General features: G+C 50.9%; 13 protein-coding genes. 11 read left to right on the top strand and 2 right to left on the bottom strand.

Annotated elements, in window-relative coordinates; genetic code table 11:
- Window positions 1–224 precede the first annotated feature (224 nt).
- The gene (locus tag H6F91_RS07880) at window positions 225–3,440 is read right to left on the bottom strand and encodes a hypothetical protein (RefSeq protein WP_190770542.1); all 3,216 of its coding nucleotides are present in this window, start codon (window positions 3,438–3,440) and stop codon (window positions 225–227) included.
- A 562-nt stretch (window positions 3,441–4,002) separates the two neighbouring features.
- Between H6F91_RS07880 and H6F91_RS07875 the strand changes: the two genes are divergently transcribed.
- The 3 genes from H6F91_RS07875 (at window position 4,003) to H6F91_RS07865 (ending at window position 9,390) form a co-directional block, all read left to right on the top strand.
- Window positions 4,003–6,810, top strand: a complete 2,808-nt coding sequence (locus H6F91_RS07875) for a LamG domain-containing protein (RefSeq protein WP_190770541.1) — start codon at window positions 4,003–4,005, stop codon at window positions 6,808–6,810.
- Window positions 6,811–7,387: 577 nt separating this feature from the next.
- Entirely contained in the window at window positions 7,388–8,416 is a 1,029-nt protein-coding gene (locus tag H6F91_RS07870) for a hemerythrin domain-containing protein (RefSeq protein WP_190770540.1), read from the top strand.
- Between the two features lie 113 nt (window positions 8,417–8,529).
- Complete coding sequence (locus H6F91_RS07865) at window positions 8,530–9,390, top strand: SDR family oxidoreductase (RefSeq protein ID WP_190770539.1); 861 nt, start codon at window positions 8,530–8,532, stop codon at window positions 9,388–9,390.
- 124 nt (window positions 9,391–9,514) lie between these two features.
- Here H6F91_RS07865 and H6F91_RS07860 read toward each other — a convergent pair whose 3' ends face one another.
- A complete protein-coding gene (locus tag H6F91_RS07860; protein ID WP_190770538.1) occupies window positions 9,515–10,474 on the bottom strand; it encodes an FkbM family methyltransferase in 960 nt (319 codons plus the stop codon).
- 480 nt (window positions 10,475–10,954) lie between these two features.
- On the opposite strand from H6F91_RS07860, the gene H6F91_RS07855 reads away from it, so the two are divergent.
- The 8 genes from H6F91_RS07855 (at window position 10,955) to H6F91_RS07820 (ending at window position 25,739) form a co-directional block, all read left to right on the top strand.
- Window positions 10,955–12,604 (top strand): alpha/beta hydrolase, encoded by a 1,650-nt coding sequence (locus tag H6F91_RS07855; RefSeq protein ID WP_190770537.1) that lies wholly within the window; start codon window positions 10,955–10,957, stop codon window positions 12,602–12,604.
- A gap of 344 nt (window positions 12,605–12,948) precedes the next feature.
- Window positions 12,949–13,830 carry an alpha/beta hydrolase gene (locus H6F91_RS07850; protein WP_190770536.1) on the top strand — a complete coding sequence of 294 codons (882 nt, stop codon included), beginning with the start codon at window positions 12,949–12,951 and terminating at the stop codon, window positions 13,828–13,830.
- 924 nt (window positions 13,831–14,754) lie between these two features.
- Window positions 14,755–16,818: an AMP-binding protein gene (locus H6F91_RS07845; RefSeq protein WP_190770535.1), complete on the top strand. Its 2,064-nt coding sequence runs from the start codon at window positions 14,755–14,757 to the stop codon at window positions 16,816–16,818.
- A 38-nt stretch (window positions 16,819–16,856) separates the two neighbouring features.
- Complete coding sequence (locus H6F91_RS07840) at window positions 16,857–19,181, top strand: 3-hydroxyacyl-CoA dehydrogenase/enoyl-CoA hydratase family protein (protein WP_190770575.1); 2,325 nt, start codon at window positions 16,857–16,859, stop codon at window positions 19,179–19,181.
- Between the two features lie 2 nt (window positions 19,182–19,183).
- Window positions 19,184–20,362, top strand: a complete 1,179-nt coding sequence (locus H6F91_RS07835) for an acetyl-CoA C-acyltransferase (protein ID WP_190770534.1) — start codon at window positions 19,184–19,186, stop codon at window positions 20,360–20,362.
- A gap of 151 nt (window positions 20,363–20,513) precedes the next feature.
- Window positions 20,514–22,937 carry an acyl-CoA dehydrogenase gene (locus H6F91_RS07830; RefSeq protein ID WP_190770533.1) on the top strand — a complete coding sequence of 808 codons (2,424 nt, stop codon included), beginning with the start codon at window positions 20,514–20,516 and terminating at the stop codon, window positions 22,935–22,937.
- A gap of 397 nt (window positions 22,938–23,334) precedes the next feature.
- A complete protein-coding gene (locus H6F91_RS07825; RefSeq protein WP_190770532.1) occupies window positions 23,335–24,333 on the top strand; it encodes an MBL fold metallo-hydrolase in 999 nt (332 codons plus the stop codon).
- Between the two features lie 461 nt (window positions 24,334–24,794).
- Window positions 24,795–25,739 (top strand): phosphoribulokinase, encoded by a 945-nt coding sequence (locus H6F91_RS07820; protein WP_190770531.1) that lies wholly within the window; start codon window positions 24,795–24,797, stop codon window positions 25,737–25,739.
- The last annotated feature ends 12 nt before the right edge of the window (window positions 25,740–25,751 follow it).

Genomic DNA, 25,751 nt, shown 5'->3' with positions numbered 1-25,751 from the left:
GCCTGGACCCCCATAACTCTTTTCAGGCTATGTGGCTCCCAGACTTATATCATGTCGTGTTAAATGCACACAACAAAAAGCAAGGTAACGCTTTGCGTCACCTTGCTTTTTGTTGTGTGCATTTAACCTTACTTGTTATTACGTCAGTGGCTGGCGGCAGTTCAACAGCAGGATTACACGGAAAACCATCCATAAGGAATTTTCCCAAAAGGTTCTATCAATGGTTAGTTTTGCTCTGCATTACCGAGCTGTTTTTGGGCATCCTCAATCCACGATTCGGGGTTAACTTTCGGTGATTTGGATTGGATGATTTCGCGGATTCGTTCAGGACTTTGAGCGACTAATGCTGCAAAAGTAGTTATTCCAGCGTCGTACAGGCGTTTTTCGTAAATTGGGCCAATCCCTCGAATCTGTTGGAAGGAATCCCGATCAGAGGTCGAAACCTCCGCCTTTTTACCAGATGTTTTCTTTGTAGACGCCGTATTAGGGGTAGGAGTGGGCGTTGCAGTTTTAGTAGCAGCCTGTAAGCGAACGCTCGCCTCTACCAGTGTTTGTGTTTTTGATAACTCATCTTGAAGCCGTTGCATCTCTTCAAAATGAGCTTTGAGTGTAAAATTCTGTTGTTCTAAACTATTCTTTTCTATTTGCAAATATTTTAAGCGATTCTGTAATTCATCACGTTCATACGATATTTGAAATATTTGTGATTCAAGATATTGAGAGCGATCGCGCAATGATACATTTTCTGCTTCTAAAGTGACTTTCTCCTGCTCCTGTAACTGTTTAATTTGCAGGAGTTTTTGCTGTTCTGTTGTGGCCTGATTTAGACTCTCCTCAAGTATCTGGCTCTGTTCTAAGAGGACACCATAATCGCGTTCCAAATTCATCTTCTCAGTTTCTAGTTCTGCATTTTTATGCTGTAGCCCATCAAGTTTTGTCAGAATCTCAGCCTGTTCCTGACTCGCTGTTAGGGCAAGGGTATCCAACTCAGAAATTTGGGTTTGAGCGATCGCCAACCCTACCTCCAGGTCAGCTTTTTCATTCTGCAAGTCCGCTTGTTCCCCTTGTAAGCGCTGTACCTGTTCCTGAAAGGCTTTACGGTCGCTCTCAGCAGCAGCCAAAGCGGCTTCTACTTCTGCAATACGCTCCTGCAACAAAGCCAGAGAAAATTCTAAATCCGCTTTTTCTGTTTGCAGTGCCACTGTCAACCCCTGCAAGCCTGCTTGTTCTGCAACAGCAGCAGCTCGTTCCAAGGCAAAATTTTGAATTTGCTCCTGAGCCGCTGCGAAATCTGCTTCTAAAACCCAGCGTTCAGCCTGAAGCATGAGGAGTTGTCGGTGTAGAGCCGTACATTCGGCCTCCAGGCTACTGTAATGATCTAAGCCTTGCTCCCATTGGGTTCGTAAGGATGCAGTTTCCTCTTCGAGTTGGGCTCTAGTCACGTGCGCCGCTTCCAACTGGTGACGCAAATCTGACAAAATTGCCTCCATTTGAAGTTGGTCAGCTTGTTGTCGAGCGATCGCTGCTTCCAACATCTGCACCCGCTCCCGTTGCTGAGCCGCTGCCTCATTCAGTGCGGCAACATCTACCTCGACCCCATGCTCAGGGCGATAACCCAATAATGCCTCTTGTAAACTGCCCAGAGTTTGTTGAAGGCGATCGCGCTCCCACTGCGCCACCTCTGCTGCCGCTAACAAGCTGGTGCTTTCCAACCGTGCCGCCATCAAGTCGGCCTGGAGCCCTTCCAACATTTTCAGAGCTTGTTCGGCTTCATTGCGGGCGATCGCCGTCTGCTCTTGCTCCTGAGTAAGGCTACGGCGCAGCACTAGATTATCGAACTGAGCAGTCTCTAGAGCCTGATGTAAAGCATCAATCTGAGCATCCCGATCCGCTTGGAGAGTGTGAGCCCCCTCCAATTGTGCTAGAAGGTCTGCCCGTTCTGGCGATAGAGCATGTTCGGCCTGGAGAGTGACCAGTTGTCCCCGTAAGCGGTTCAGCTCTTCGCGATCGCAAGTTCGTTCAGCCAGAGCGGTTTGAAGTTGTTCCTGTAAGGAGGCGAGTTGGGCGATCGCCGTATCTCGCTCCTCCTGCACTGTCACCAATTGTCGCTGAACTTCAGTCAAGGTAGATTCCGCTACGACCTGCGCGGTTTGAGCCAGTTCGAATTGATGGTGTAACTCCGTTCGATGGTTCTCTGCCTGTTCCAGAGCGGCCTGAAGGCGCTCTCGGTTAGCTTCAGAGGTGGTCCACTGGTCCTGCAAGACAACCCGATGGGCTTCCACTACATCCAGCTGTTTTTGCAAGCTACTTCGGTAGGCTTCGGCCTCCGACAGACGCTCCTGCCATTGCTGCCGATCGCCATCTACCTCTGACAGTTGTTCTTGAAATACCAGACGCTCGGCCACTGCCGCCGCTACCTGTTTTTGCAATTCAGCCCGTTGAGCTTCAGACGTAGCCAACTCTATCCGTAGAGCATCCCGGATGGTTTCTACCGTTGCCAACTGTTCCGCCAGGGCTGCACGATCAGCTTCGGCAACCGCTGTTTCTCCTTGGGTAAACGAGAGATGCGATCGCACAGCAGCCACTTCCTGCTGCATCCGGAAGGTTTCTGCCTCCGCATACTCCAGGGCAGCTTGTAACGCCCCGGCCTCTGAATCCTGTATCACCTGGCGGAGCCGCAATACCTCGGCTTGTAACTGGCCATGATCAGCCTTCAGTGTCTCCTGTCGCTGCTCTAAATCCGCAACCTGGGCTGTGAGGGCTGTTCGCTGCCCTTCCAGTTCGGCTACCTGAGTCATTAAGGCCGCCTGTCGGTGATGGAAATGTTCTTCTGTTTCCTGATACTGAATCAGACTGGATTGGAGTTGTTTCCGCAATGTCTCTAGCTCAGCTTCAACCTTTTGATGTTGGATATGGGCTGTTTCTAATGCTTGCTCGACCGCTGCCAGAGCTGCGCGGTTGCGATCGCCTTCAGCCTCCAACTCTGCTACTCGCTTATCAGCCTCTCGGATTTTCGCCTCCTGGGCCATACTGCCATTCGCACCTGAAGCGGTGTACTCCTGGGATTCTGGCTGAGCTGAAACATTTGTTAAATCATTTGTGAGGGGCAGACGATCCCGTGTTTGAGCGGACATAAAACCTATCCCAACAACCCCAGATAGCACTTCAGAACGTTGCCGTTGCCATATCCACCGTAGGATGAGTGCTAACCCAGGCACCAGTCCTAACCAAATTAGCCATGCTACCCCCCCTTCACCGACTGGCATCCCCGACAGTTCAGGTAGCCCAGGAATTTGCGCTACAGACGGTTGCGCCCAGGCACTCCTAGCCCAGGTGAGAGGGGTCAGAATTAGCCAGCAGGCGATCGCCAGCCGCAGCCCCCATAACCCCAATTTCGACCAGACGAGTGAACTATCGGGAGCTGAAGATCGCTGTACCATACTTGAACCCAAGTTTCAGCTATACAGGAGAAAATACCGCAGTACGATGCTCCTGTGAGGGAGTGTTAGTAATATTAACCTGAGGGATATAGAGAAGCCTTCGACGGCACCTGAAATAACGAGGGACGAGAGATGAATGCAGAACGTCGTTCCATATTCATCTCTTATATCGGGTATGTTCCAGTTTTGTGATTACGGCAAGCTTCGCCCGCCACAATTACAAAATTGGGTTTTCAATCTGCAATCGAGAGCCCCCTTTTGCTGTTCAAAGCAACGGTAAAAGGGGGCTCTCAATCAATTCTGCTACAAGCTCTGAAAGCAGGCTCTTGTGAAGTCAATTCATCCAAAACACACCTGTTGAAAACTCTCATAAAGGCAAAGACTATTTCAGAGAAAATTCCAGAAGATTCCGGAATAGCACAGGTGGAATTCGAAGTTCTCTCTGTCTTGAAGCAGTTTGTCAATGGGCTCCATTTTGAGGTTTGACAGAACCAGGATTGAGCCTACAAACCTGAGTTTGGTTCCTTTCTGTGCGATCGCCCCCTATTGTAAAGATTGAATCATGGTGAACCGTCTAACGTTCGATCTTATTCCTTCCCAGAATCCGCCCCCCAAGATTGAGCTACCCGATGTTGATCTGACACAAGACGTTCTCTTAACAATCCGCTTAAATGGCGAAGAAATCCCCCCCGAAAATAAGCTATCCATTGAGCCTGTAGGTGATGCCCCTGTTCCTCAGCAAATTAACACCAACCCATTCATTCGCTTTCAACGGGCAGGAACTTATAGCTACAAAGTTTCAGTTCCGTGGGTTAACGATACACGTCTAGAACGCACCTTTGCGGTCACCATTTTGGGGCGTCTAATCGTTTCGCCAACGGCTGTGGTGTTGGATGGGTCTTATACCGCCTTTACCGTTGAAAAGATTGTGGAAGGCAACACACGAACACTGGTACCGTCGTCCCAACAGACCTGGACCAGACAGGGTAGCCCAGACGCCCCCCTTCCCTTTCCCGATCCATCGTTTCCACAGACTACGATTCAATTTCTAAAACCGGGCACCTACACCTACCTCATCGTCGTACCCCACGAATCTACACTCCTACAGAAAATAGTCACTGTTACGGTGACCGACAAGGTTGTGCCTGAAGGGCCACCTCCCACGTTAGAAATTAGCCCAACGGAAGTATTTCTAGACGGCTCCTATGCCACCTTCACCGTTGAAAAGGTTTCGGAACGTGGGCGATCGCTCGTCCCTCCCTCACAGCAGACCTGGAGTAGCGAAGATGGTGGACCATTACCTTTCCCGGGTACATCATTTCCACAAACCACCATTGAATTTCTGCAACCGGGTCGCTATACCTACCGAGTCCTGGTGCAGCACGACCCAGATCCCCTTCAAACGGAGTTTGCTGTACTGGTTAAAGAAGAGCCTCCGGCACCACAACTGGTTACCCCTCCCACCGAAGTTACCCTACCCAACGAGGCCCAGGTACCCTTTCTGGTACAACCAACCATTCAACCCACATGGAGACAGGTCAGTGGCCCAGGCCAAGCCATCTTCGGAGGCCAGTGGGAAGCCGGGGCTATTCCCACCATTCGCTTCCCTGTCGCTGGAGTTTATGTCTTCGAAGTAACCGTAGGCATCGATTCCCAAATCTTCAGTATTCTGGTCCGGCCAATGCCACTGAACCAGCCTCCCCAGGTTAACGCTGGCCCAGATGCGATCGTCAATCTACCCAATGCCGCTCTCCTGAAAGGCACCGTCACCGATGATGGATTACCCAACCCGCCAGGGCGAGTTACGGTACTATGGCGGCACGTGGGTGGGGGTAGTCAGGTTGTCTTCAGCAACCCGACTCTAACTGAAACTCCAGCAATCTTCTCCGATAAAGGGCGCTACATATTAACCTTGACGGCTCACGATGGAGCCGCTGAAGGTAGCGACGAAATGATTGTGATGGTGAATAAAACACCCGTGATTCAGGCGATCGCCCCCGGTGTTGTCGTATTGCCCAACACAGCCACCCTCTCCGGTCACATCTTAGATGATGGCTTAGGTTCTCCAGAAAGTGGAACCATCCATAGTTTTTGGGTTAAAGTCAGCGGTCCAGGTTCTGTCACCTTTACAGACGTTCCATCCTCGACCCCACAAAGCTCAGATATTATAACCGCTACCTTCTCCGAACCAGGACGCTACGTCCTACGCTACATCGTCAGTAATGGCTGCTTAACGGCGGTTCAAGATGTAACCGTGATAGCCTGCCTATCACCCCTGGTGCGAGCGGGAGCTGACCAGAGCATTGCCTTCCCCCTCCCCGTTACCCTGGATGGAAAAGTACAAACCGAAGACTGGCCCTCATCGCGTCCCTTACAAATTCAGTGGGCCAAAGTAGAAGGCCCAGGACAGGCAACCTTCGAGTCGCAACGCCCACGCACCCGAGCCACCTTTTCAGAAATTGGGGTTTATACCTTACGCTTAACCGCCACGGACGGAATTACCACCGCCAGTGATGAAGTAATAGTAACGGTTACCGCCACAACGGCCGTAACGCGTGTGATCCAAGATCTCGTAGTGCTCTACACCTTCAAGGAAGGCCGAGGCTCCACTGTGCAAGATGTATCGGGTGTTGGTTCCCCAATGCATTTACAAATCACAGACACCAACTGTGGGCGAGCCGTATGGCTACCCTCTGGTGGATTAGCAGTGGAAGAGCAATCGAACCCCCCAAAAGGACAGGTACCCAAATCCCCCAGCATCCAAACAAATGGCCCTGCAACAAAAGTGATTCGGGCTGTCAAAGCTACCAACCAATTGACCGTAGAGGTGTGGTATCGCCCAAGGAGCGATCGCCCCATCTATCAAACCAACAACCCTATCCGTATTCTATCTATCGCCGCCCGAGGACAAAACGCTCATGAGAATCGCAACTTCACGCTGCAACAGGGGCAGTGGCAGACAACCCAGGCCAACTTTTACCATGCTCGTCTGCGCTCAACTAATAACACAACCAATGCAGAAGATGGATTAAAAACAGCTACTGTGATTCAACCCAACCCTGCTACTCAGCAGAATGGAAATCTTCTAAACCGTTGGAAGGTCAATCACATTGTTTATACATGGGATGCAAATGGAAATGCACGACTTTATATAGATGGCGTGCCACAAGCAAGAAAAAGTTTTGTAGCACCCAAAGGAGGGTGGGCCAGAAGTCTTGCAGACTGGAATGAGCACTATCCACTCGCCCTGAGCAAAGACCCAGATGGCCTGCGTCCAGGTCGCGGTGAATTTCAATTAGTTGCCATCTACAACCGGGCGCTAACGGCTCAAGAAGTCACTCAAAACTTTCAAGCGGGCATCCCTCAGTAATTTGTCGAATCGTACAGTGAAAGCCCATTTCGTCTCCAAGTGGCAAATGGGCTTTCACTGTACGGCAGTAAAAACTTGAGTTCGGGTTAATGGCTTTTTCGAAGAGTGCTTTGCAGCTCTTCGAAAAAGCCATTAACCCGAATTAAGATCAAAAAGTATGATGATTAGAATTATGCATCAGCCCGCCAAAACACATATCCAGAGCTGCATATGAATTCAATCATCTAGCCTTCAGAAACCGTGAAATAATATCAAACTCAGTTGAAGAACCATAATATGTAGTGGCGTGGCATAATACACCGCACTATTACATATGATAGTATTAAATTTATATACAAGAGCTTGCTGAGTTGATGTATTAAACCATTCGCTCTGTTTACTGACTTCGTTATCTAACCTTTGAAGTATTCCATTAGACCCATTGATAAAAATTTAGCGCTTTGAGGGAACTTTCCCTTAAAAATCTTCAACTACGGGTAGATAATTTTCATCAATCGCAAACGTTAGTTTGTATTGGGCACGAAAGCCCTCACAAAAAGCTTAGTGATAATTTCTCATACCGAAGTTGGAGAACACCATGACTGCAACTCTTACAGATCAAAAGCGTGCTGCGATCGCCGAAAAATTGGCGGATATGCTAGCCGTTCAAAATCTTCTCATCGCAAACGAACAGCGGCTCTTGAGTGAGATCCAGGAAAGCCATCTTCGTGAGCGTCTCCAGGACATGCTGGAAGATGACCAGAAGAACAAGGGCATTATCGAAACCGTTATTACCCAATATGGTATTCAGTCTGACCCTAAGCGCGAAGTTCAGCAACTGATCGATCAAACCCAGAAGCAAATGCAGGGTTCTGATATAAGCCTGTATGCCAAAGTGACTCAGCATGAACTGCTGAAGCACGGCCAGTGTATGACGGGTATTGTCATTCATAAGGCTGCTCAGTTAGTTGGGGCAGATGTTGAGCAGGCGATCGCCCCTCTCAACACCGTTAACTTCGAAAACCGCGCCCACCAGGAACAACTGAAAGGCGTAATGGAGTACGTAGGTACCCGCGAACTGACAGGTCAAGAGCCTGATCAAAGCCTGTGGGGCCGCGTTCAGGATGCTCTGGCTGCTATGACCGGCGTTGTTGGTAGTGCTGTAACTCAGTCCTCCGACAAGTCTGACATGGACATCACCCATGTCATCTTCATGGATCACCAGAAAGCCAAGACCTTGATGAACGAAATCAAGGGCTCCAATGACAGCGCTCGCTGCTTGGAGTTGTTCAATCAGCTGTACACCGATCTGCTGGTTCACGCGAAAGCTGAAGAGCAGGCCGTATATCCCATGGTTCGCTCCTTCTATGGTGAGAACGACACCCAGGATCTGTACAACGAGCAAGCCGAAATGGAAACTCTGTTGAACCAGATCAAAGCCGTTGGCCCCAACGATTCTCGCTTCAAGGATGGTATCCGTCAGCTGCGGGAAATGGTGAGCCACCACACCAGCCAGGAAGAAAATGGCATGTTCCCTGCAATTCGCCGCAACCTGAGCGAACAGCAGCGTGAACAAATGGCGACCCAGTTCAAGGAAGCCAAAAAGCAACTTCAGCCCAAAGTCTAATTACGCTGAAATTGCTGATTAGATAGATAGCTTAGTGGTGTGGGACGCAATGCGTCCCACACCACTCTCCTTCATGCAGACCTTCAAAACACTATTTAACAGGAGCTCACATTATGACCGCTACATCGGACAAACTTCCTCCTCAATCTCAAAACCGCATGCCGGGTTTGGAATCTGAAATGAATCCGGCCCCTGAATACGATGACCCCAATTATCGGGGTAGCGGTAAATTACAAGGCAAAGTTGCCCTGATTACAGGTGGCGACAGTGGCATTGGCCGATCCGTTGCCGTTTTCTACGCTAAAGAAGGCGCCGACATTGCCATTGTTTACCTCGACGAGCACGAAGATGCTCAAGTTACCAAGCAAGCCGTTGAAGCTTACGGACGTCGCTGTATTACCATCCCTGGTGATATTCGGGGCGAGAAGTTCTGTCAGGAAGCCGTTGAGCAAACCGTACGAGAACTGGGCAAACTCGACATTCTGGTGAACAACGCCGCTGTCCAGTATATGGAAGAGAGCATCGAAGACATCGACCCGGCTCGTCTGGGCGATACCTTCGCCACCAACATCTTCGCGATGTTCTACTTTGCTAAAGCAGCTCTGCCCCACCTCAAACCCGGCAGCACCATCATTAACACGACTTCAGTGAATGCTTACAAGGGCAACTCTAGTCTGCTCAGCTACTCCACTACCAAAGGAGCTATTCTGGCCTTTACGCGATCGCTCGCCCAACCTATGCTAGAAAAAGGCATCCGAGTTAATGGCGTTGCTCCTGGCCCCATCTGGACACCCTTCATCCCCGCCTCCTTCCCACCGGATAAGGTTTCCGAGTTTGGTCAACAGGTACCGATGAAGCGCCCCGGTCAGCCCCGGGAAGTTGCTCCCAGCTTTGTGTTTCTTGCCTCCGAGGACTCATCCTACATGGCAGGACAGGTGCTCCATCCCAACGGTGGCGTTGTGGTTAACGCCTAACTTGAAAGGTCAGTGGTTTGTGTGCAGTGGACACAAACCACTGACCTTCCTGCGTGGGTCGTTGCGCGGTTTCGCCGCGCAACGACCCACGCCCTCAAAAACTGATTCATGCAGGAGGTCTAGTTTAAGCAGAACGGAGGTTTTGCATGAGTCGAAGATTGGCGATCGCATCATTCGACATATTCAACTCCAGCAGAAAATCTTCGATCGCTGCGGTGAAATTGTAACGCGGATCGCTTTGCCCTACCGTCAGGGTCAGATGTTCCAGCAACTCGAAAGCAAAGTCTAAAAATCCAGATAAAAAAGCAATACAGGCAAGCTTTAAAGTTCGCTCAGAGCTTAGCTTTGATTCCTGTGGATAAAGTAGCAGAGGGTCACGCAAGTAGAAAGCTTCTCCCCACAACAACTGGCCAGGACGATTGCGGTTAAAAATGGGTGAGTGTGCGCGTTTGCAGCGAGTGCCGATCAAATCAAACAGACTAAAACCTTCTAACCGAAGAAACGTATCAATATCTGCAAAGAGAGGTTGGTTCTCATAGAGTGGAGCAAATTCCACCTCAATCTGAATCATCAGAACGGTAGACAGAAGCTGACGCGCACCGTGTAAAACATGCAAATCAGCACCCTGCACATCAATTTGAAGAAAGTCGATGAATGGCACTTGCTCGGCTTCGCAGAAAGCGTCAAGAGTGGTCGTCTCGACTTCTAAGGCAAAGTCCAGATTCATAAACTCTGGCAACTTCTCAAAGCGGGCCAGCAGGGGTTCATTCGGAGGATAAAGAGATGTGCACATGGGGTCCTGCGTTACATACAGAGCCTTGTTTGCAGCAGTATCACTGAGAGCTAGCGGAACATAGTGTTCCTGCCAATCTAAATGACGTGTGGCAAAATCAAGGCTGGCTATATCACAGGCGTCGGCATCGGCATCAAATCCATAGACAGTGAGATGAGGCGCAAAGATACCCCATCCCTGTGCCTCAAAGTCATCTCCATCGGCCACCTTACGGGCACCAACCGAGCAAACGTTGAAATGAAGACCGTCAAGATGACCGCGTTGTTTCAGATGGCGGAGGAGTGCAGTCAAAATAATCACCTCTAGTAAGGGAAGCAGCTGAAATAAACAAAGGGAATCGAGACAGTCCTAGAAGGACTGCCTGGACTCACAGGTATGGGGGTTTAGGTCAGGTGGAGGCTTTAAAAGGTCTACTCCCGTATTCCAGTTACCAAACCAAAATCCGGGTTTTGGCTCATGAATGATGAACAGGACTTACGCATTTGTGTTGTAGGTGGGGTGCAAAGCACCCCACCTACAACACAAATACACTACATATAGCGGGCTTGCGTAAGTCCTGATGAAGCTGGTGGATGCAATTTATAGCGATCGCCCAACTCTCTTTCAAAGTCATGTTTTCGTACACTCCACATACAAAAAAATGACTTTGAAAGAGATCCTAATTGCTCAGAGTGTTGCTTATTATATCGACGCCCCTATTCGGGCCAGGCGTGGTTTATAACAAGATCAGGAGAGGCAGGACGGCAATGCTGGTCTGCAAGGTGTTGTGCCATGGGTTACGTTGACTCTCCGCCCGATTCTCCATCTTCTAGTTTTCGTGAAGCTGCATTTAATCGCCTTAAAGTTTTGATTCTGAGGGCATTACGGCGATCGCAAGAATTCTTCGACTCTAAAAAATTACCCTACGTCGCGAATCAGGTTTGTCAAGTTTACTTTGGTAAAAGCGACCCCCAATATCTGTCGAGTTGCCGTCGAATTTTGCGATCGCGCGTGGAACTCAACCCAAAGCAACTTCAGTATTTCCTGCAAACAGGCCTGGGTGGTTATCTACTGCAATGGCTCGCCCCCTTCTTTCACTTATCGGATGATGCGATCGCAGAGGTGCTACTCCAGCTAGCTGCCGACCCCGATGGCCTCTCCCTATTGAGCATTTTGCGGTATGGTCCAAACGCATTGCAGGTGAACGTCGATCACCTTTTAATGACCACCAACCGAGTGAGATTACTTCTAGAAGTAACTGAAAAGGCGATCGCCACCATCGGAGAACTAGCCGAAGCCGAAGCCATTCTCGACGCGGTAGTTGATGCCAGCGTACTGTCCGCGCTTCAGCAACCCGGCCCCTGGGCAGTGCAAGCCTACGATCTGGTAGTCGAGCGGGGGTCACGAGGAACGATGCGGGTTATCTGTTATCAACCGCAAGATTGCGACAATTCCTCGATTCCCGTTGTCATTCAATCCCATGGGTTAGCCTCCAACCCAGAAGACCTCGCGGAATATGCCCACCATCTCGCATCTCATGGTTATTTTGTTGCCGCCCCCCAACATCCAGGTAGCGACAGCGTGTATGCACGGGAGATGTTAGCGGGGCGATCGCCCGAAGTCTTTGAACAAGCCGAGTTTATTCATCGACCCCACGATATCAGTGCCCTTCTTGATGAGCTAGAACAGCGGAACAAGAGCCAGTTTGGCGATCGCTTGAACCTCACATCTGTAGGTGTTCTAGGTTACTCCTTCGGAGCCTATACCACCTTTGCCCTGGCTGGTGCCGAGCTACACTTTGAAGCTCTGGAAAACACCTGTCATATTCACGTCCGCCATCCCCATAACCCCTCACTGTTACTGCAATGTCAGGCCCTCCGTTTACCTCGCCATATCTATAACCTGCGAGATCCGCGTGTCCAAGCCATCCTGGCCATGGAACCTCTGGGTAGTGAGATGTTTGGCGCAGAAGGCATGGCCCATATTCAAATCCCCGTACTATTTATCGCCGGAAGCCATGATGCCGTCACTCCCCTTGTACTAGAACAAGCCCGCCTATTTCAATGGCTCACGGCTCCTCACCGCTACCTTGCCCTCATGCAAGGAAAATCGCACCTACGCGACCTACAACGCCTCGTTCAACAGTTAGAATTACACATCAAACTATTGCCCCCCACCCTACCCCTTGCCACCACGCAGGAGCCAACCCCCTTTGACACCTACACCAACGTTCTCAGCCTCGCCTTCTTCAACCAACACCTACATTCTGGCGTCCCACTTACCCCCACCCTTAGCGCCACCTTCGCCGCTGCCCTTAGCCAACCCCCTCTAGGGCTATCATTAATCAGCGATCGCTCCAGCTCTCAACTTCAGACGCTCCTCCAAGAACTTAACGAAACATTAACAGCCATAACCACAGCACCCAATTCCCCCCCTTCATAAGCTGCCTAAAAAACGTCTCCAACCCCAATTCATCATGCAGAGCCCAACAGCCCCCAACACTACATACTCCAATCATTCCCTCATAAATACCCCACCCAAGCCGGATCAAAAACCCCACAGATGCGAAGTGGCCTAACGCCTCCCATCCAAAACTCCTTTTGCCAAGGAGGTCTGGGGAACGGGCAACCGCCCCTCAGTGGGGGGAGGGGCGACGCACCCCCAAGCAGCAACCCTTAACATCCATCACGATTTTCAATCAACCCACAGCTTTCTCTAAAACTCAAAGTTGTTTTTCTCGTGTGCTTTCCACCCAAAAACAACCGCCTTATTCAGGAAACAAAACCATGCCGCACTCCGAAGGAACCTTCAAGGGCACAAACGGAATTGACCTTTATTACCAAAGCTGGCAGCCCTCAACCACCCCCAAAGCTACGATTGGCATCATCCACGGCCTCGGCAGCCACAGCGGATGGTTTCAAGGCATAGCAGAAAACTTAGCATCCCAGGGGTACGCCGCCTATAACCTCGATTTACGGGGTCACGGGCGATCGCCCGGTCAACGCGCCTATATTAACCACTGGTCAGAATTCCGGGGCGACATCGATCGCTTTCAGCAATTAATGGCAGATCAACACCCCGATATCCCTTGCTTCGCATTGGGCCACAGCCTGGGAGCCATCATTCTGCTCGACGTAGCCCTGCGCGATCGCCAGGCCCTATCCGGCCTCATTCTCATGGCCCCATCCCTTAACCCCTCTGGCGTCCCAGCGTGGCGCTTAGCTGCCGGGCAAATCCTCTCCTGGGTCTACCCCCGCTTCTCTCTCGACACGGGTATTCCTCAAAATGCAGGCTCCCGTGACCCAAATGTCATCACCGCCTACACCCAGGACCCTCTTCGCCATCGCAGAGGCACGGCTCGTCTGGTTTCCGAGTTTCTAAAAACAATTCGGTGGATCGATACGAACCTGGCTCAGCTACAAATCCCCGTCCTAGTTCTCCATGGCGGAAACGATATTGTTACACCACCGGCCAACAGCCATGAACTCTTCGAAAAACTAGCCATTGTAGACAAAGAGTATCGCGAATACCCAGATGCTTACCACGACTTACACAATGACCTGGATATGCCTCAAGTAATCGTAGATATTTCGAATTGGTTAGATCGACATATCGATGGAGACTTACATGTTTGTCGATTGAGCGGTCGCCTAATTTCTATCAGCTAAAGACTTAGCTTCTAGAAACCCGGTAGTTGAAAAACACCGGGTTTCTAAGTCTTTTACAGCCCAGCGAAATATTTTAATAGATAGGCAGGTATGCCACACTTTTAACTTCTCTTAGTCTGGTAAAGCACGAAAGATAGATATGGGATTTCGTTTTATATTCATCTCTCGTACTTAATCAGAATGGAAAATAACGTAAAACAACTTTTTCAAAGATTAAGTAATCCTACAAAAGCACTATCTGAAAAAACATAAAAATGAGTTCTTCATAAAGTTATGTGAACCCCTTACAAAAGTATATTGATTTTCCATACTTATCTCAGACGTATCCACGTAAACACGATTCATCTGGCTTGTATTCAGCCTGTTTATGAGAGATGTTTACAATCGGTATCATTTAACACAGATTCGAAATGCCTGAGATATACTGGGATCACATCTAAATAGCGGCTTCTGTTGATTTAAAGGATATGAGTTTCCTATCAACAGAATGCTCTCTTCGAAGTTCATTCTGCTACTTCGAACGTGAGTAAGTTGATTAAAATTAGAACTTGATTTTAGTTCTTAAGACTCCGCTATAGGCTTTGTTTTTTAATAGCCTAGCTCACTATCATGGTGTGAACTCACGATTCATCCATTTGCTTGAGGCACTTTTGCTTAACTCCATAGAAGTTGCTTAAAGGCATTTGGAGTCGCTGCGGGAATATCCCCTAAACTAAATCCCTCCTCTCCGTCAATTGAATTCTGTGGCTTCTCAAGAGCCATTTAATTCCCGTAGCCGTATTGAGTATCTACTTTGTTTGAAGGGGTGCTTGAAAAGTTATTTTCCGTTTGTTATGTGGGCGGGAAATAATCCTATTCTAAGGCTTTTCAAAATTCCCTCACCCTCCACAATGATGCGAAGCGCAATGGACGCTTCCTAAAAACATGGCTGGACTATTAACCCTCTACCATGCCCCACCGGATACCGGTAGCCTGAGCTTGGGGCGTACGTTGCCTTCATTGTTGGATGAAGCGTGCGATCGCTATCCCAATGACCATGCCTTAAACCAGTGGCAAAAACGCCGTTGGCAATCCCTTTCTAATGGAGAATTTCGTACTGCTGCTGAAGAATTTGCATTAGGGTTATTATCATTTGCTTTGCAACGAGGTGATCGCGTTGCATTCGTAATGCACAGTGATCTGCCCTTTTGCATTACCGACATGGGATGCTTACTGGCGGGTCTGGTAGATGTTCCCATTGACCTCACTCAAACCATTGAGAACATCCTGGTTATCCTGCAACACTCGGATGCGAAGATTCTAGTTATTTCCAATGTGGATCTGTTTTACCAGATTGCACCCCATTTACAGGAAGCTCCATCGCTACAAGCCGTTCTTGTAGTAGATGTTCCGGGGGACTGGGAGCAGATTCGACGACACCTCAAAAACAATGAGGAGCAGCCAGGGCAAAAGGCCCATGGTCCTCTTGATGACGACTGCCTGCATGAACCACAAATCTTCAATGCCGCTCCATTAGAACCCGTTGGTCAGGTGGAGGGGTTGCCCTCTCAATTGCAAATCTGGTCACTGGATGAGGTGAGAACAATAGGGCGAGAGAGATGGTCTGAGGAACGCTTACAGTCGTTGCGAGAGGCGATCGCCCCTTCTGATTTAGCCACCATCCTCTATATCGCCAGCGAAACGAAACGCCCCCGTGGCGTCATGCTCAGCCATGAAAACATCTCGGCCGATATTCTGTCTGCCTTCAGTTGCTTTCCCGGCTTAGAGACAGGTGAAAAGGAAACCGCTCTGTTGTTTCTACCCCTCACTCATATCTTTGCCCGTGCCTTCTTCTATGGACATTTAGCCTACGGCCACAGTATCTATTTTTCAGACCCTAACCATATCGTTAAGCATCTCAAAACCGTTAATCCAACGATCCTAATTACGGTTCCACGCTTAATTGAAAAGATATACGAGCGCATTTTGGAACAAGGTAAACGGCTGCAAAAATTTGATCGCGCTGTGTTCACCTGGGCACTCAAAGTTGCACAGCGATATGAACTTGGCGAACCTCCTAAGCGGCTCTATGGGCTTCAACTGAAACTGGCAGATCGGTTGGTGTTTAGCAAATGGCGAGTTGTATTTGGCGATCGCATGAAAGCCTTAATCTGTGGTGGAGCCGCACTACGTCCTGACTTAGCCAACGCACTCTCAGCCGCAGGAATTCCACTTCTACAGGGATATGGTCTAACAGAAACCAGTGCTGTACTCTGCTACAACCGGGGCAGCCATAACCGGGCAGGGACTGTAGGAGTACCGATTCCGGGAGTCGAGATAGCGATCGCCCCCGATTGCGAAGTTCTCATTCGTGGCCCGTTTGTGATGCAGGGATATTATCGGGATGCAGAAGCAACAAAGCGGGCGATCGATAGCGAAGGTTGGTTACATACGGGCGATTTAGGCGAAATCACACCGGATGGATTTCTACGTCTAACTGGAGTGAAAAAATCGCTATTCAAACTGTCAACCGGCAAGTATGTTTCAGCCCTGCCATTGGAGCAAGAACTCAATCAATCTCCTCTGATAAGCCATGCTGTTATTGTCGGTGCCAATCATAAATTCTGCGCTCTCCTGATTTTCCCAAATCTGGATTGGGTACAGCGGGAACTAACCTTGCTGGGTGCTGCATCGTCATTGACAAGCTTGCAGCATCCTTGTCTGCTGACACGGTATCAAGCATTAATCGATGCAGCCAACTGTCATCTACCGTATTGGTCAACGGTGCGTAAATTCAAACTCATTCCAGTCGAATTAACCATCGAAAACGGATTCCTCAATGCGGATGGAACACTGAATCGTGCACAGGTTCTAGACGCGTTTGCCAGTGAGATTGGCGCATTTTATAGCAACGAAATTGAGTTGCAATCAGATGATCCCAATGTGGTTTGTCCACCGATGGCCGCTGCTACCTGCCCTGCCTATGCTCAGTCCCTAACCCATTACTAAACGCATCATCAACTGCTGCATTGTGAGGAAAATCAATGATGTTTAAACCATTTCGAACAGCTGCTGTATTGGGTGCGGGGGTAATGGGAACCCAGATTGCCGCCCATCTAGCCAATGCAGGTTTAACCGTGCACCTGCTAGAACTTCCAGCCCAATCGGGCGATCGCAACAGCCTGGTAGAAGGAGCTTTCAAAAAAGCGTTAAAGCAATCCCCCCCTGTTTTTTATACCGAGCAAATCGCTCAGCGGGTGATTCTGGGCAACTATGAAGATCATTTCGATCGCTTGGCTCAGGTGGATTGGGTGATTGAAGTCGTCGTGGAAAACTTAGCTGTTAAACAACAGTTGATGGAACGGGTCGAAAAGACCGTTCGCCCCGACACCGTTATTTCCAGCAATACCAGCGGGTTGTCCATTGGGGCGATCGCCCAACACCGTTCCAAATCCTTCCGGAAGCGCTTCCTGGGCACCCACTTCTTCAACCCACCCCGCTACCTGAAGCTATTAGAACTGATTCCCACCGCTGATACCGATCCAGAGGTGCTGGCACGGATGCAGTGGTTCGGGCGGATGCACCTGGGCAAAGGTATTGTCATCGCGAAGGATACGCCCAACTTCATCGCCAACCGCATCGGCGTATTTGTCACCATGCTGGGGCTGAAAGCTTTGACGGAGCAGGGTTACACCATTGAAGAGATCGATCAGTTGACGGGTACCGTAGTTGGTCGGCCCAAATCCGCCACCTTCCGCACCGCTGATTTAGTGGGGTTGGATACGCTTACCTATGTATCCGATAACCTATATCCAGTTGTTCCGAATGATGAACAGCGAGAAATGTTTCGCATCCCGGAGTTGATGCGAAAGTTGACGGAAACTGGATCATTGGGAGCCAAAGTTGGGCAGGGATTTTACAAGAAAGTGAAAGGAGAAATCCATTCTGTTAACATTCATACCCTGGCCTATGAACCTGCAAAACCAATGAATTTGGGCAATTTGGATGGAATTGCCAAACTCCCAGATCTGAGCGATCGCCTGCGCAAGCTCTATCACCAAAAAGGCCGCGCTGGAGACTTTTTCCGGCAAACCACCCTGGCCACCCTGGCCTACAGTGCCAACCGCATTCCCGAAATTGCCGATCGTCCTATCGACGTTGATCAGGCCATGCGCTGGGGCTTTGGTTGGGAGATGGGACCGTTTGAAATCTGGGATGCCCTGGGTTTTGAAATGGTTCGTGCCGATATGCAAAAGGCTGGCCTCACCGTACCAGACTGGGTGATGTCGATGTCTGGTGGGTTTTATGGGCAAGTGGGGGCGATCGCCGCAAAACCCATCGATGAAATTCACCTGGCCGACATCAAAGCTAATCCCAAAGCGACCCTCTGGCACAATTCCGAAGCAGCTTTGTTGGATTTAGGAGATGGCGTCACCCTGTTCGAGTTCCGTTCTAAAGCCAACACACTCAGCGTTCAGGTAATCGATGGGTTGATTGCGGCTCTAGATTGGTTGGAAACCCACGATTACCGGGGCATGGTGATTGGCAACGAGGGTGAGAACTTCTGCGTCGGCATTAACCTGGCGGAAGTCGGCAAAATTGTCCAATGGGAAAACCTGAATCCCTTCAACCGCAATCACCGTGCCCTCACCGACCTGATCATCAAATTCCAAACGCTGGTACAGCGCATTCATTACTTCCATAAGCCGATCGTGGCGGCGATTCAAGGACGTGTGCTGGGTGGCGGTTGTGAGCTGGCGATGGCCTGTCCTCACATCGTCGCTGACGCAGAAACCTATATTGGTTTAGTGGAGTTGGGCGTTGGCCTGATTCCCGCAGGCGGTGGTTTGATGCGGATGGCTCGCTGGGCGGCCAGTCGTGCCGCAACAGACACCCCCGGCGACATCCTGCCATTCCTGAAGCGGGTCTTTGAAACCATCGGCATGGCGAAAGTCGCGAACAGTGCCTATGAAGGGGTGGCGTTAGGATTCCTGAACCCGATGACAAAAGTGGTGGTGAATGGCGATCGCCGCCTCTACGTTGCCAAACAGGAGGTTCTCGACCTCGACTATCTGGGCTACACGGCCCCACCCCGTAACCCCATTCACGTACTGGGACAACCCGCCCGAGCCGTATTTGAGCACATGGCCCAAACCCTGGAGCAGGGAGGCTACATCAGCGAATACGACCATGCCTTGGCCCATCGGTTAGCTTACGTCCTCACCGGAGGCGAGTTGACGGCTTCCTCCCTGGTAGATGAGGACTATCTGCTGCGGTTAGAGCGAGAACTCTTCTTGCCGCTGGTGGATGAGCCCAAGACGAAAGAACGAATCTTACACATGCTGACGACCAAGAAGCCGCTGAGGAATTAATCATGAACAACACCTACATTGTGAGCAGCGTCCGGACAGCGGTAGGCAAGGCACCTCGAGGCACGCTCCGCCACACCCGCCCCGACGATTTGGGAGCCACAGCCGTGAAAGGGGCGATCGCCCAAATTCCCAACCTGGTCTCCAACCAGATCGATGACGTTATTCTGGGATGCGCCATGCCCGAAGCCGAGCAGGGCTTCAACCTGGGCCGTATCGTTGCTATGCGAGCGGGTCTTCCAGACTCCGTTTCCGGCTGCACCGTCAATCGCCTCTGCTCGTCAGGCTTGCAGTCCATCGCTATGGCGACTCAGGCAATCGCCTTCGGCCAGGCCGATGTCATAGTAGCGGGTGGCGTGGAATCCATGAGCTTGATTCCCATGGGCGGTCACCAGTTCTTGCCCAACGCCGATTTGTTGGCGGATGCCCCTGGCGCTTACATCACCATGGGCCTCACCGCCGAGAACGTGGCAGAACGCTTCCATGTGTCTCGCGCGGATCAGGATGCCTATGCATTGCGATCGCACCAGCGGGCGTTGAAGGCGATCGCCGCTGGTCACTTCAAGGATGAAATCATTCCTCTCACCGTTCGCGAAACCCTCTACGAGAACGGCCAACCCGTTACCCACGAAATCATCTTCGATACTGACGAGGGGCCACGGGCTGACACCAGCCTGGAAGCCCTTGCCAATCTCAAACCCGCCTTTCGCTTGAACGGCACTGTCACCGCTGGTAACGCCTCCCAAATGTCGGACGGCGCCGCCGCCACGGTCGTCATGAGCGAACGCATGGTCAACGAGCTTGGGGTTAAACCCCTGGGACGCTTGCTGGGATACGCCGTTGCGGGAGTCGCACCTGAAATAATGGGCATCGGCCCAGCGGTTGCGATTCCCAAGGTGTTACAGCAAGTGGGGCTGACACTGGGCGACATCGGCTTAATTGAACTCAACGAAGCCTTTGCCGCCCAGGCGCTAGCCGTCATCCGCGAACTGGGTCTGAATGACGAGATCGTGAGCGTCAATGGAGGGGCGATCGCCCTTGGCCACCCCCTCGGCTGCTCCGGAGCCAAACTCACCGCCACCCTCCTCCATGAAATGAAGCGACGTGGCGTACGCTACGGTCTGGTTAGCATGTGCGTTGGCGGCGGTATGGGTGCAGCAGGCGTATTCGAGTTGATGCTGTAACCCAACCAGGAATAGCCGCTAAGACGCCCAGTGTTTTTGAAAACACCGGGCGTCTGGACTCCACACTCCACAATCTAAAAGTCAATTTGTAGATGAGTTTTATCCCTTCACTAAACTCATTCATTCGTACATCTCCCTAGGATGGTTAGTTATGATCTCCCTACCGTTCATATTTACGATCCCAACACTGCTGATTTTATTAGTCGTGTTGGGTTATTTAGGTGTGTCGCTGTGGATATGGACGGTGTATGCGATCGCCGTTCTCGCCATGTTCAACCCACCCATTGCTGTGTGGGGTATATGTGGGGCGATCGCCCTGATCCTCAACCTTCCAGCCCTCAGACAACGGCTCGTGACCGCGCCGCTGGTCAAGCTGATTCACCGCATGAAGCTGTTGCCCAAAATCTCTGATACAGAGCGGGCCGCGATTGAGGCGGGCAACGTGTGGGTTGAAGGGGAGTTTTTTACTGGAAAACCCAACTTCGATCGCATTCTCAACGAACCCTATCCGGAATTATCACCCGAGTTACAGGCATTTCTCGATGGGCCAGTGGAACAAGTCTGCCAAATGGCAACAGACTGGGACATCTATCAACGAAAAGACCTGCCACCAGAAGTTTGGGATTACCTGAAGCAAGAACGCTTCTTTGGGATGATGATTCCCAAAGAGTACGGTGGATTGGGCTTCTCAAACCTGGCCTACAGTGCCGTCATGGTGAAACTCTCCTCACGTTCCTTCACCTACATTGCCACGGTGGGCGTTGCCAACTCCCTCGGCCCCGCGAAACTCCTCCTCCGCTACGGCACAACCGAGCAGAAACAGCACTACCTGCCACGACTTGCCAGCGGCGAAGACATTCCCTGCTTTGCCTTAACGGAACCTACAGCCGGTTCCGATGCAGCCAACATTACCTCCCACGGTGACGTGTTCCGGGGTGAGGATGGCAAGCTGTATCTACGGCTGAACTGGCGTAAGCGGTACATTACCATGGGGGCGATCGCCACCCTCCTCGGCCTCGCCTTCCGCCTGCGCGACCCCGATAACCTGCTGGGCAAAGGTCAGGATGTTGGCATCACCTGCGTTCTCGTTCCCACCAACACCCCTGGTGTCCTCATCAATAAACGCCATGATCCCATGGGAGTTCCCTTCTACAACTCTCCCACAGAAGGCCATAACGTCATCCTGCCCATCGAACAAATTATCGGTGGCGTAGAGCAAGCAGGTCAGGGTTGGAAAATGCTCATGCAATCCCTCGCTGCCGGACGGGGCATTAGCTTCCCGGCAAGCTGTACTGGGGTTGCACAATTGGTATCTCGCGTTGCCAGTGCCCACAGTGTTGTGCGCCAGCAGTTTGGCTTATCCATTGGCCGATTTGAAGGTGTTGAAGAACCCCTGGCCCGTATTGCAGCCTTCACCTATATGATGGACGCTGTGCGACTCTACACTTGCGGTGCCGTAGATCGAGGCGAACAACCGGCAGTGGTGTCGGCGATCGCCAAATACAACACCACTGAACTCTACCGCCGCATCATCAACGACGGCATGGATATTCTGGGCGGCTCCGGGATTTGTCGTGGCCCCCGCAACCTCTTAGCCAACCTTTACACTGCCACTCCCATTTCCATCACGGTCGAAGGAGCTAACATCCTCACGCGCACCTTGATGATCTTTGGACAGGGTGTAATCCGCTGCCATCCTTACGTGTATGCAGAAACGCAAGCTCTACACACTGGCGATGTCGCCGCATTTGACCAGGCCTTCTGGCCGCACATGGGTTCGCTGGTACGCAACGTATTTCGAGCAAAACTGCTTTACTTAACCCGAGGACGACTGGCCCATTCCCCCGTTTCTGGCCCCACTGCACAGTACTATCGCAAACTCACCTGGGCCTCGGCCACCTTTGCACTACTCACTGATATTGCGCTCATTGCCTTCGGTGGCTCTCTGAAACGCAAGGAAAAACTGACTGGACGGTTTGCCGATGTTCTCTCCTGGCTGTACCTGGGCACCGCTACCCTGCGGAGATTTGAGGCCGAAGGCCAGCAAGCCGAAGACTTACCCATGGTGCATTGGGTCATGCAATATGCCTTCGCCCAAATGCAGGAAGCCTTTGAGGGCATCTTCAGCAATCTAGATATTCCCATCCTTGGGAGCCTCCTGCGTGGCCCTGCTTTGACTTTTTGGCGATTGAATCCTCTCGGCACCGTTCCTTCCGATAAGTTGGGGAGCCAGGTCGCGCAGAACTTACAGAAAGGTGGAGTGGTGCGCGATCGCCTCACCACAGGCATTCACATCCCCACCGATGTCGACCAGGCGTTGGGCCGATTGGAGCACGCCTTTGATCGGGTTCGTCAAGCCGACCCCATTCTCAAACGGATCAAGGCATCCAGTCGCTCCTCCGGCCCCCTCGATCCGATCGAAACGGCCTATGCATCAGGTCTCATTAGCGACGCTGAAAAGAACCTGCTCCGAGAAGCCGAAACTGCCCGCAATGATGCAATTCAAGTAGATGCCTTCACCACAGAAGAGTATCAGCGAGAACGCCTTATGCCGATTAATACAACGGTCGTTTAATAAAGCGACCCTTGAGAGGCTAGATTTAGAAGTCACAGTTCCCTAGATACAGAAACCCGGTGTTTCTAGAAACACCGGGTTTCTAGGCTTTTTCTGGCTTACTCAATTCACGTCAATGAACATTGAAATGGGCGATCGCCACCTGACACAATTCGCATCCCTAATACAGGTCAAAAAGTATCACCAAGTTAATATCACATCGGGTTAAATGCTTATGATAAAAAGTGGTGCGGTGCTTTGCGCCGCACCACTTTTTATCATAAGCATTTAACTTTACTTGTTATAAGACAGGGCATTGTCCTGCCTCCATAACAATCACCCATCCGGCGATAGTCCAAATCTTACAGCCACAGTAGTATGGGTGGCGACATAAATCCCGTAAGGTTTCTATAAATCCATGAAACAATTTCGTCGATGGATTGTAGGTCTCGCCATCACCCTAGCCACCGTGCTAGGAGTTGTGAGCTTGCAACCCCAAACCTCTGCTCAGTCACCTGAAGTAACCCTGGAATCGGCAGGGGTAACCGTGCAGCAGGTTGCCAATGGCGTCTACAGCTTAATTGCTAGCACTGACTTTCCCCCCACCGACCCGGCAAACATCGCCATTTGCAACGCTACCATCGTCATTGGCTCCGACGGCGTTCTGGTCATTGATCCCTTCCAAAATGAAGCCCTCGCCAACCTTGTATTCTCGACGGTGGCGACCCTCACCGATCAACCGATCCGCTATGTAGTCAACACCCACTATCACTTCGACCACTCCGGCGGCAACGCAGCAGCTGACGAGCGGGGTTTTCCCATTGTTGGACGTGGCCCCATTCGCGAGTTCATGCTCACCCGCAACCGGGAAACAGATCCGAACGTAACCCCTCCCGACATTGTGGTGAATGGACAGGAAGAGCTGTGGTTGGGCGATCGCCAAGTTCGACTAGCCGAGTTTGAAGGCCATTCCAGTGGAACCGATATGGTGGCCTACATTCCCGATGCGGATGTATTGGTAGCTGGTGATCTACTGTTTTCAAAGCGTATTCCCTATGTAGGCGATGGCAATATTCGAGTCTGGAGAGATAACCTGACGCAACTGATCGCCGCGTATGGCACGGCCAAAGTGGTGCCGGGTCATGGGCCTGTGGGCGATCGCGCCACCCTAGAAGAACTCAAAACCTATCTCACCGATTTAGAAACCCTCGCCCTGAGTTGGCGAGAGGCAGGCCTCTCCCAGGAAGAAGCCCTGGCCCAAGCGACTGTCCCAACACGCTATGCAGAGTACCTTTTCCAGGCCATGTACCCCAACAATTTAGAGGTGGCCTACAAGCAAATCACCCTTGGCCAGGATGATGCAGCCTCAATTCAACAATACTTTGCCGCCCAACCCCGCGAGCTGAAAGATCTGTAGAATCTCCCTTCTATCGATGGTTGGTTGGCGATCGCCTAACCGAAGCAGACCCGGTGTTCCTAAAACACTGGGTCTCGCGCTTTTAGTTGAATAACCAGACCGTCGAAAGTTATTTTTTTCGTGCGCTTTGCACAAAAAACAACCCTTCTAGGGAGTTTTAGAGCGCGCCCTAAAAAGATTTGATGAGGTAGGTGTAACGTTCTATTACGAAATGGTTCAGGAGCTATTGAGGTAACTGCATTCTTCTTATGAGTTCGCAAAGGCATTAAAAGCCCGGAAATAGTTGGTTAGTCGTTGCTGTACAGAAGCGCAATTAGCAATTCCAACAGCTTTTTTTGTGATGAGCTGAAGATTCATCGCGAATATTGGGGCGATCGCATTCTTGTTCTTACTCCCTCCGCATTAGATAATGAAAACCCTAATCGCCCAAAGAGAATGCTCTGCCCGCCTCAGGAGGACTCATGAATCAGCGCCCCATTATTCTCGGCATCGTCGGTGATAGTGCTGCCGGAAAGACAACCTTAACCCGAGGGATTGCTCAAGTACTGGGTGAGGAAAACGTCACGGTTATCTGCACCGATGATTACCATCGTTACGATCGCAAACAGCGGGCAGAAATGGGAATTTCAGCGCTTCACCCTGATTGCAATTATCTAGACATCATTCAACAACACCTGAGTCTGTTGCGCGCCGGGCAACCCATTCTCAAACCCATCTACAACCACAGCACCGGGATGTTTGACCCGCCAGAGTACATTAAACCGGCTCAGTATGTGATTGTTGAAGGGCTCCTGGGTTACAGTACCCGTGGTATGCGCGATAGCTATGATGCCAAGGTTTATCTTGCACCACCTGAAGATTTGCGAGCCAACTGGAAAATTACTCGAGACACCCGGAAACGCGGCTATAACGTCGACGAGGTGCTAGAGCAACTCCGCAAGCGCGAACCCGATTCAGACGCTTTTATCCGTCCCCAACGTCAGTGGGCCGATGTGGTGGTGACTTTTTACCCGTCAGAAACAGAAGCAAAAGACGACTTACTGCTGAATGTGCGATTGGTACTCCGACCGACCATTCCTCACCCTGACTTCAGTTTGTTATTGGATGAGCCCGGCAGCCACTTAGGCTCAGCCGTACGTCTGGGATTAGACCGCGACATGGGCAAACCCGTAGATGTACTAGAAATTGACGGCCATGCTACAGACGAACAGGTACATGAACTGGAACGGATGATGTGCAATGAAGTAGAAGAACTGAGCCAATTCTGCTCTCTGAATGGCAACACAGGTATTGGCAAGGTCATCGGTACGACCGGGGAAACCTTACAAAGCTATCCTCTTGCCATTACGCAATTGCTCATCACCTACCATGTCATTAAGGAAGCTAACATTAATCAAAAGGTATAGTTCTTTAGCTAT

This window comes from Leptolyngbya sp. FACHB-8, assembly GCF_014695575.1.
GTDB lineage: Bacteria > Cyanobacteriota > Cyanobacteriia > Elainellales > Elainellaceae > Vacuolonema.
The sequence above is the reverse complement of the archived record's forward strand: the minus strand, read 5'-3'. Positions and strand labels throughout refer to the sequence as shown.

Bases quoted from the DNA above. Each gene is read 5' to 3' on its own strand.
- H6F91_RS07830 (WP_190770533.1), top strand. From the start codon at position 20,514: ATGATCTCCCTACCGTTCATATTTACGATCCCAACACTGCTGATTTTA.
- H6F91_RS07850 (WP_190770536.1), top strand. From the start codon at position 12,949: ATGCCGCACTCCGAAGGAACCTTCAAGGGCACAAACGGAATTGACCTT.
- H6F91_RS07865 (WP_190770539.1), top strand. From the start codon at position 8,530: ATGACCGCTACATCGGACAAACTTCCTCCTCAATCTCAAAACCGCATG.
- H6F91_RS07880 (WP_190770542.1), bottom strand. From the start codon at position 3,440: ATGGTACAGCGATCTTCAGCTCCCGATAGTTCACTCGTCTGGTCGAAA.
- H6F91_RS07855 (WP_190770537.1), top strand. From the start codon at position 10,955: ATGGGTTACGTTGACTCTCCGCCCGATTCTCCATCTTCTAGTTTTCGT.
- H6F91_RS07825 (WP_190770532.1), top strand. From the start codon at position 23,335: ATGAAACAATTTCGTCGATGGATTGTAGGTCTCGCCATCACCCTAGCC.
- H6F91_RS07870 (WP_190770540.1), top strand. From the start codon at position 7,388: ATGACTGCAACTCTTACAGATCAAAAGCGTGCTGCGATCGCCGAAAAA.
- H6F91_RS07845 (WP_190770535.1), top strand. From the start codon at position 14,755: ATGGCTGGACTATTAACCCTCTACCATGCCCCACCGGATACCGGTAGC.
- H6F91_RS07820 (WP_190770531.1), top strand. From the start codon at position 24,795: ATGAATCAGCGCCCCATTATTCTCGGCATCGTCGGTGATAGTGCTGCC.
- H6F91_RS07875 (WP_190770541.1), top strand. From the start codon at position 4,003: ATGGTGAACCGTCTAACGTTCGATCTTATTCCTTCCCAGAATCCGCCC.
- H6F91_RS07840 (WP_190770575.1), top strand. From the start codon at position 16,857: ATGTTTAAACCATTTCGAACAGCTGCTGTATTGGGTGCGGGGGTAATG.
- H6F91_RS07835 (WP_190770534.1), top strand. From the start codon at position 19,184: ATGAACAACACCTACATTGTGAGCAGCGTCCGGACAGCGGTAGGCAAG.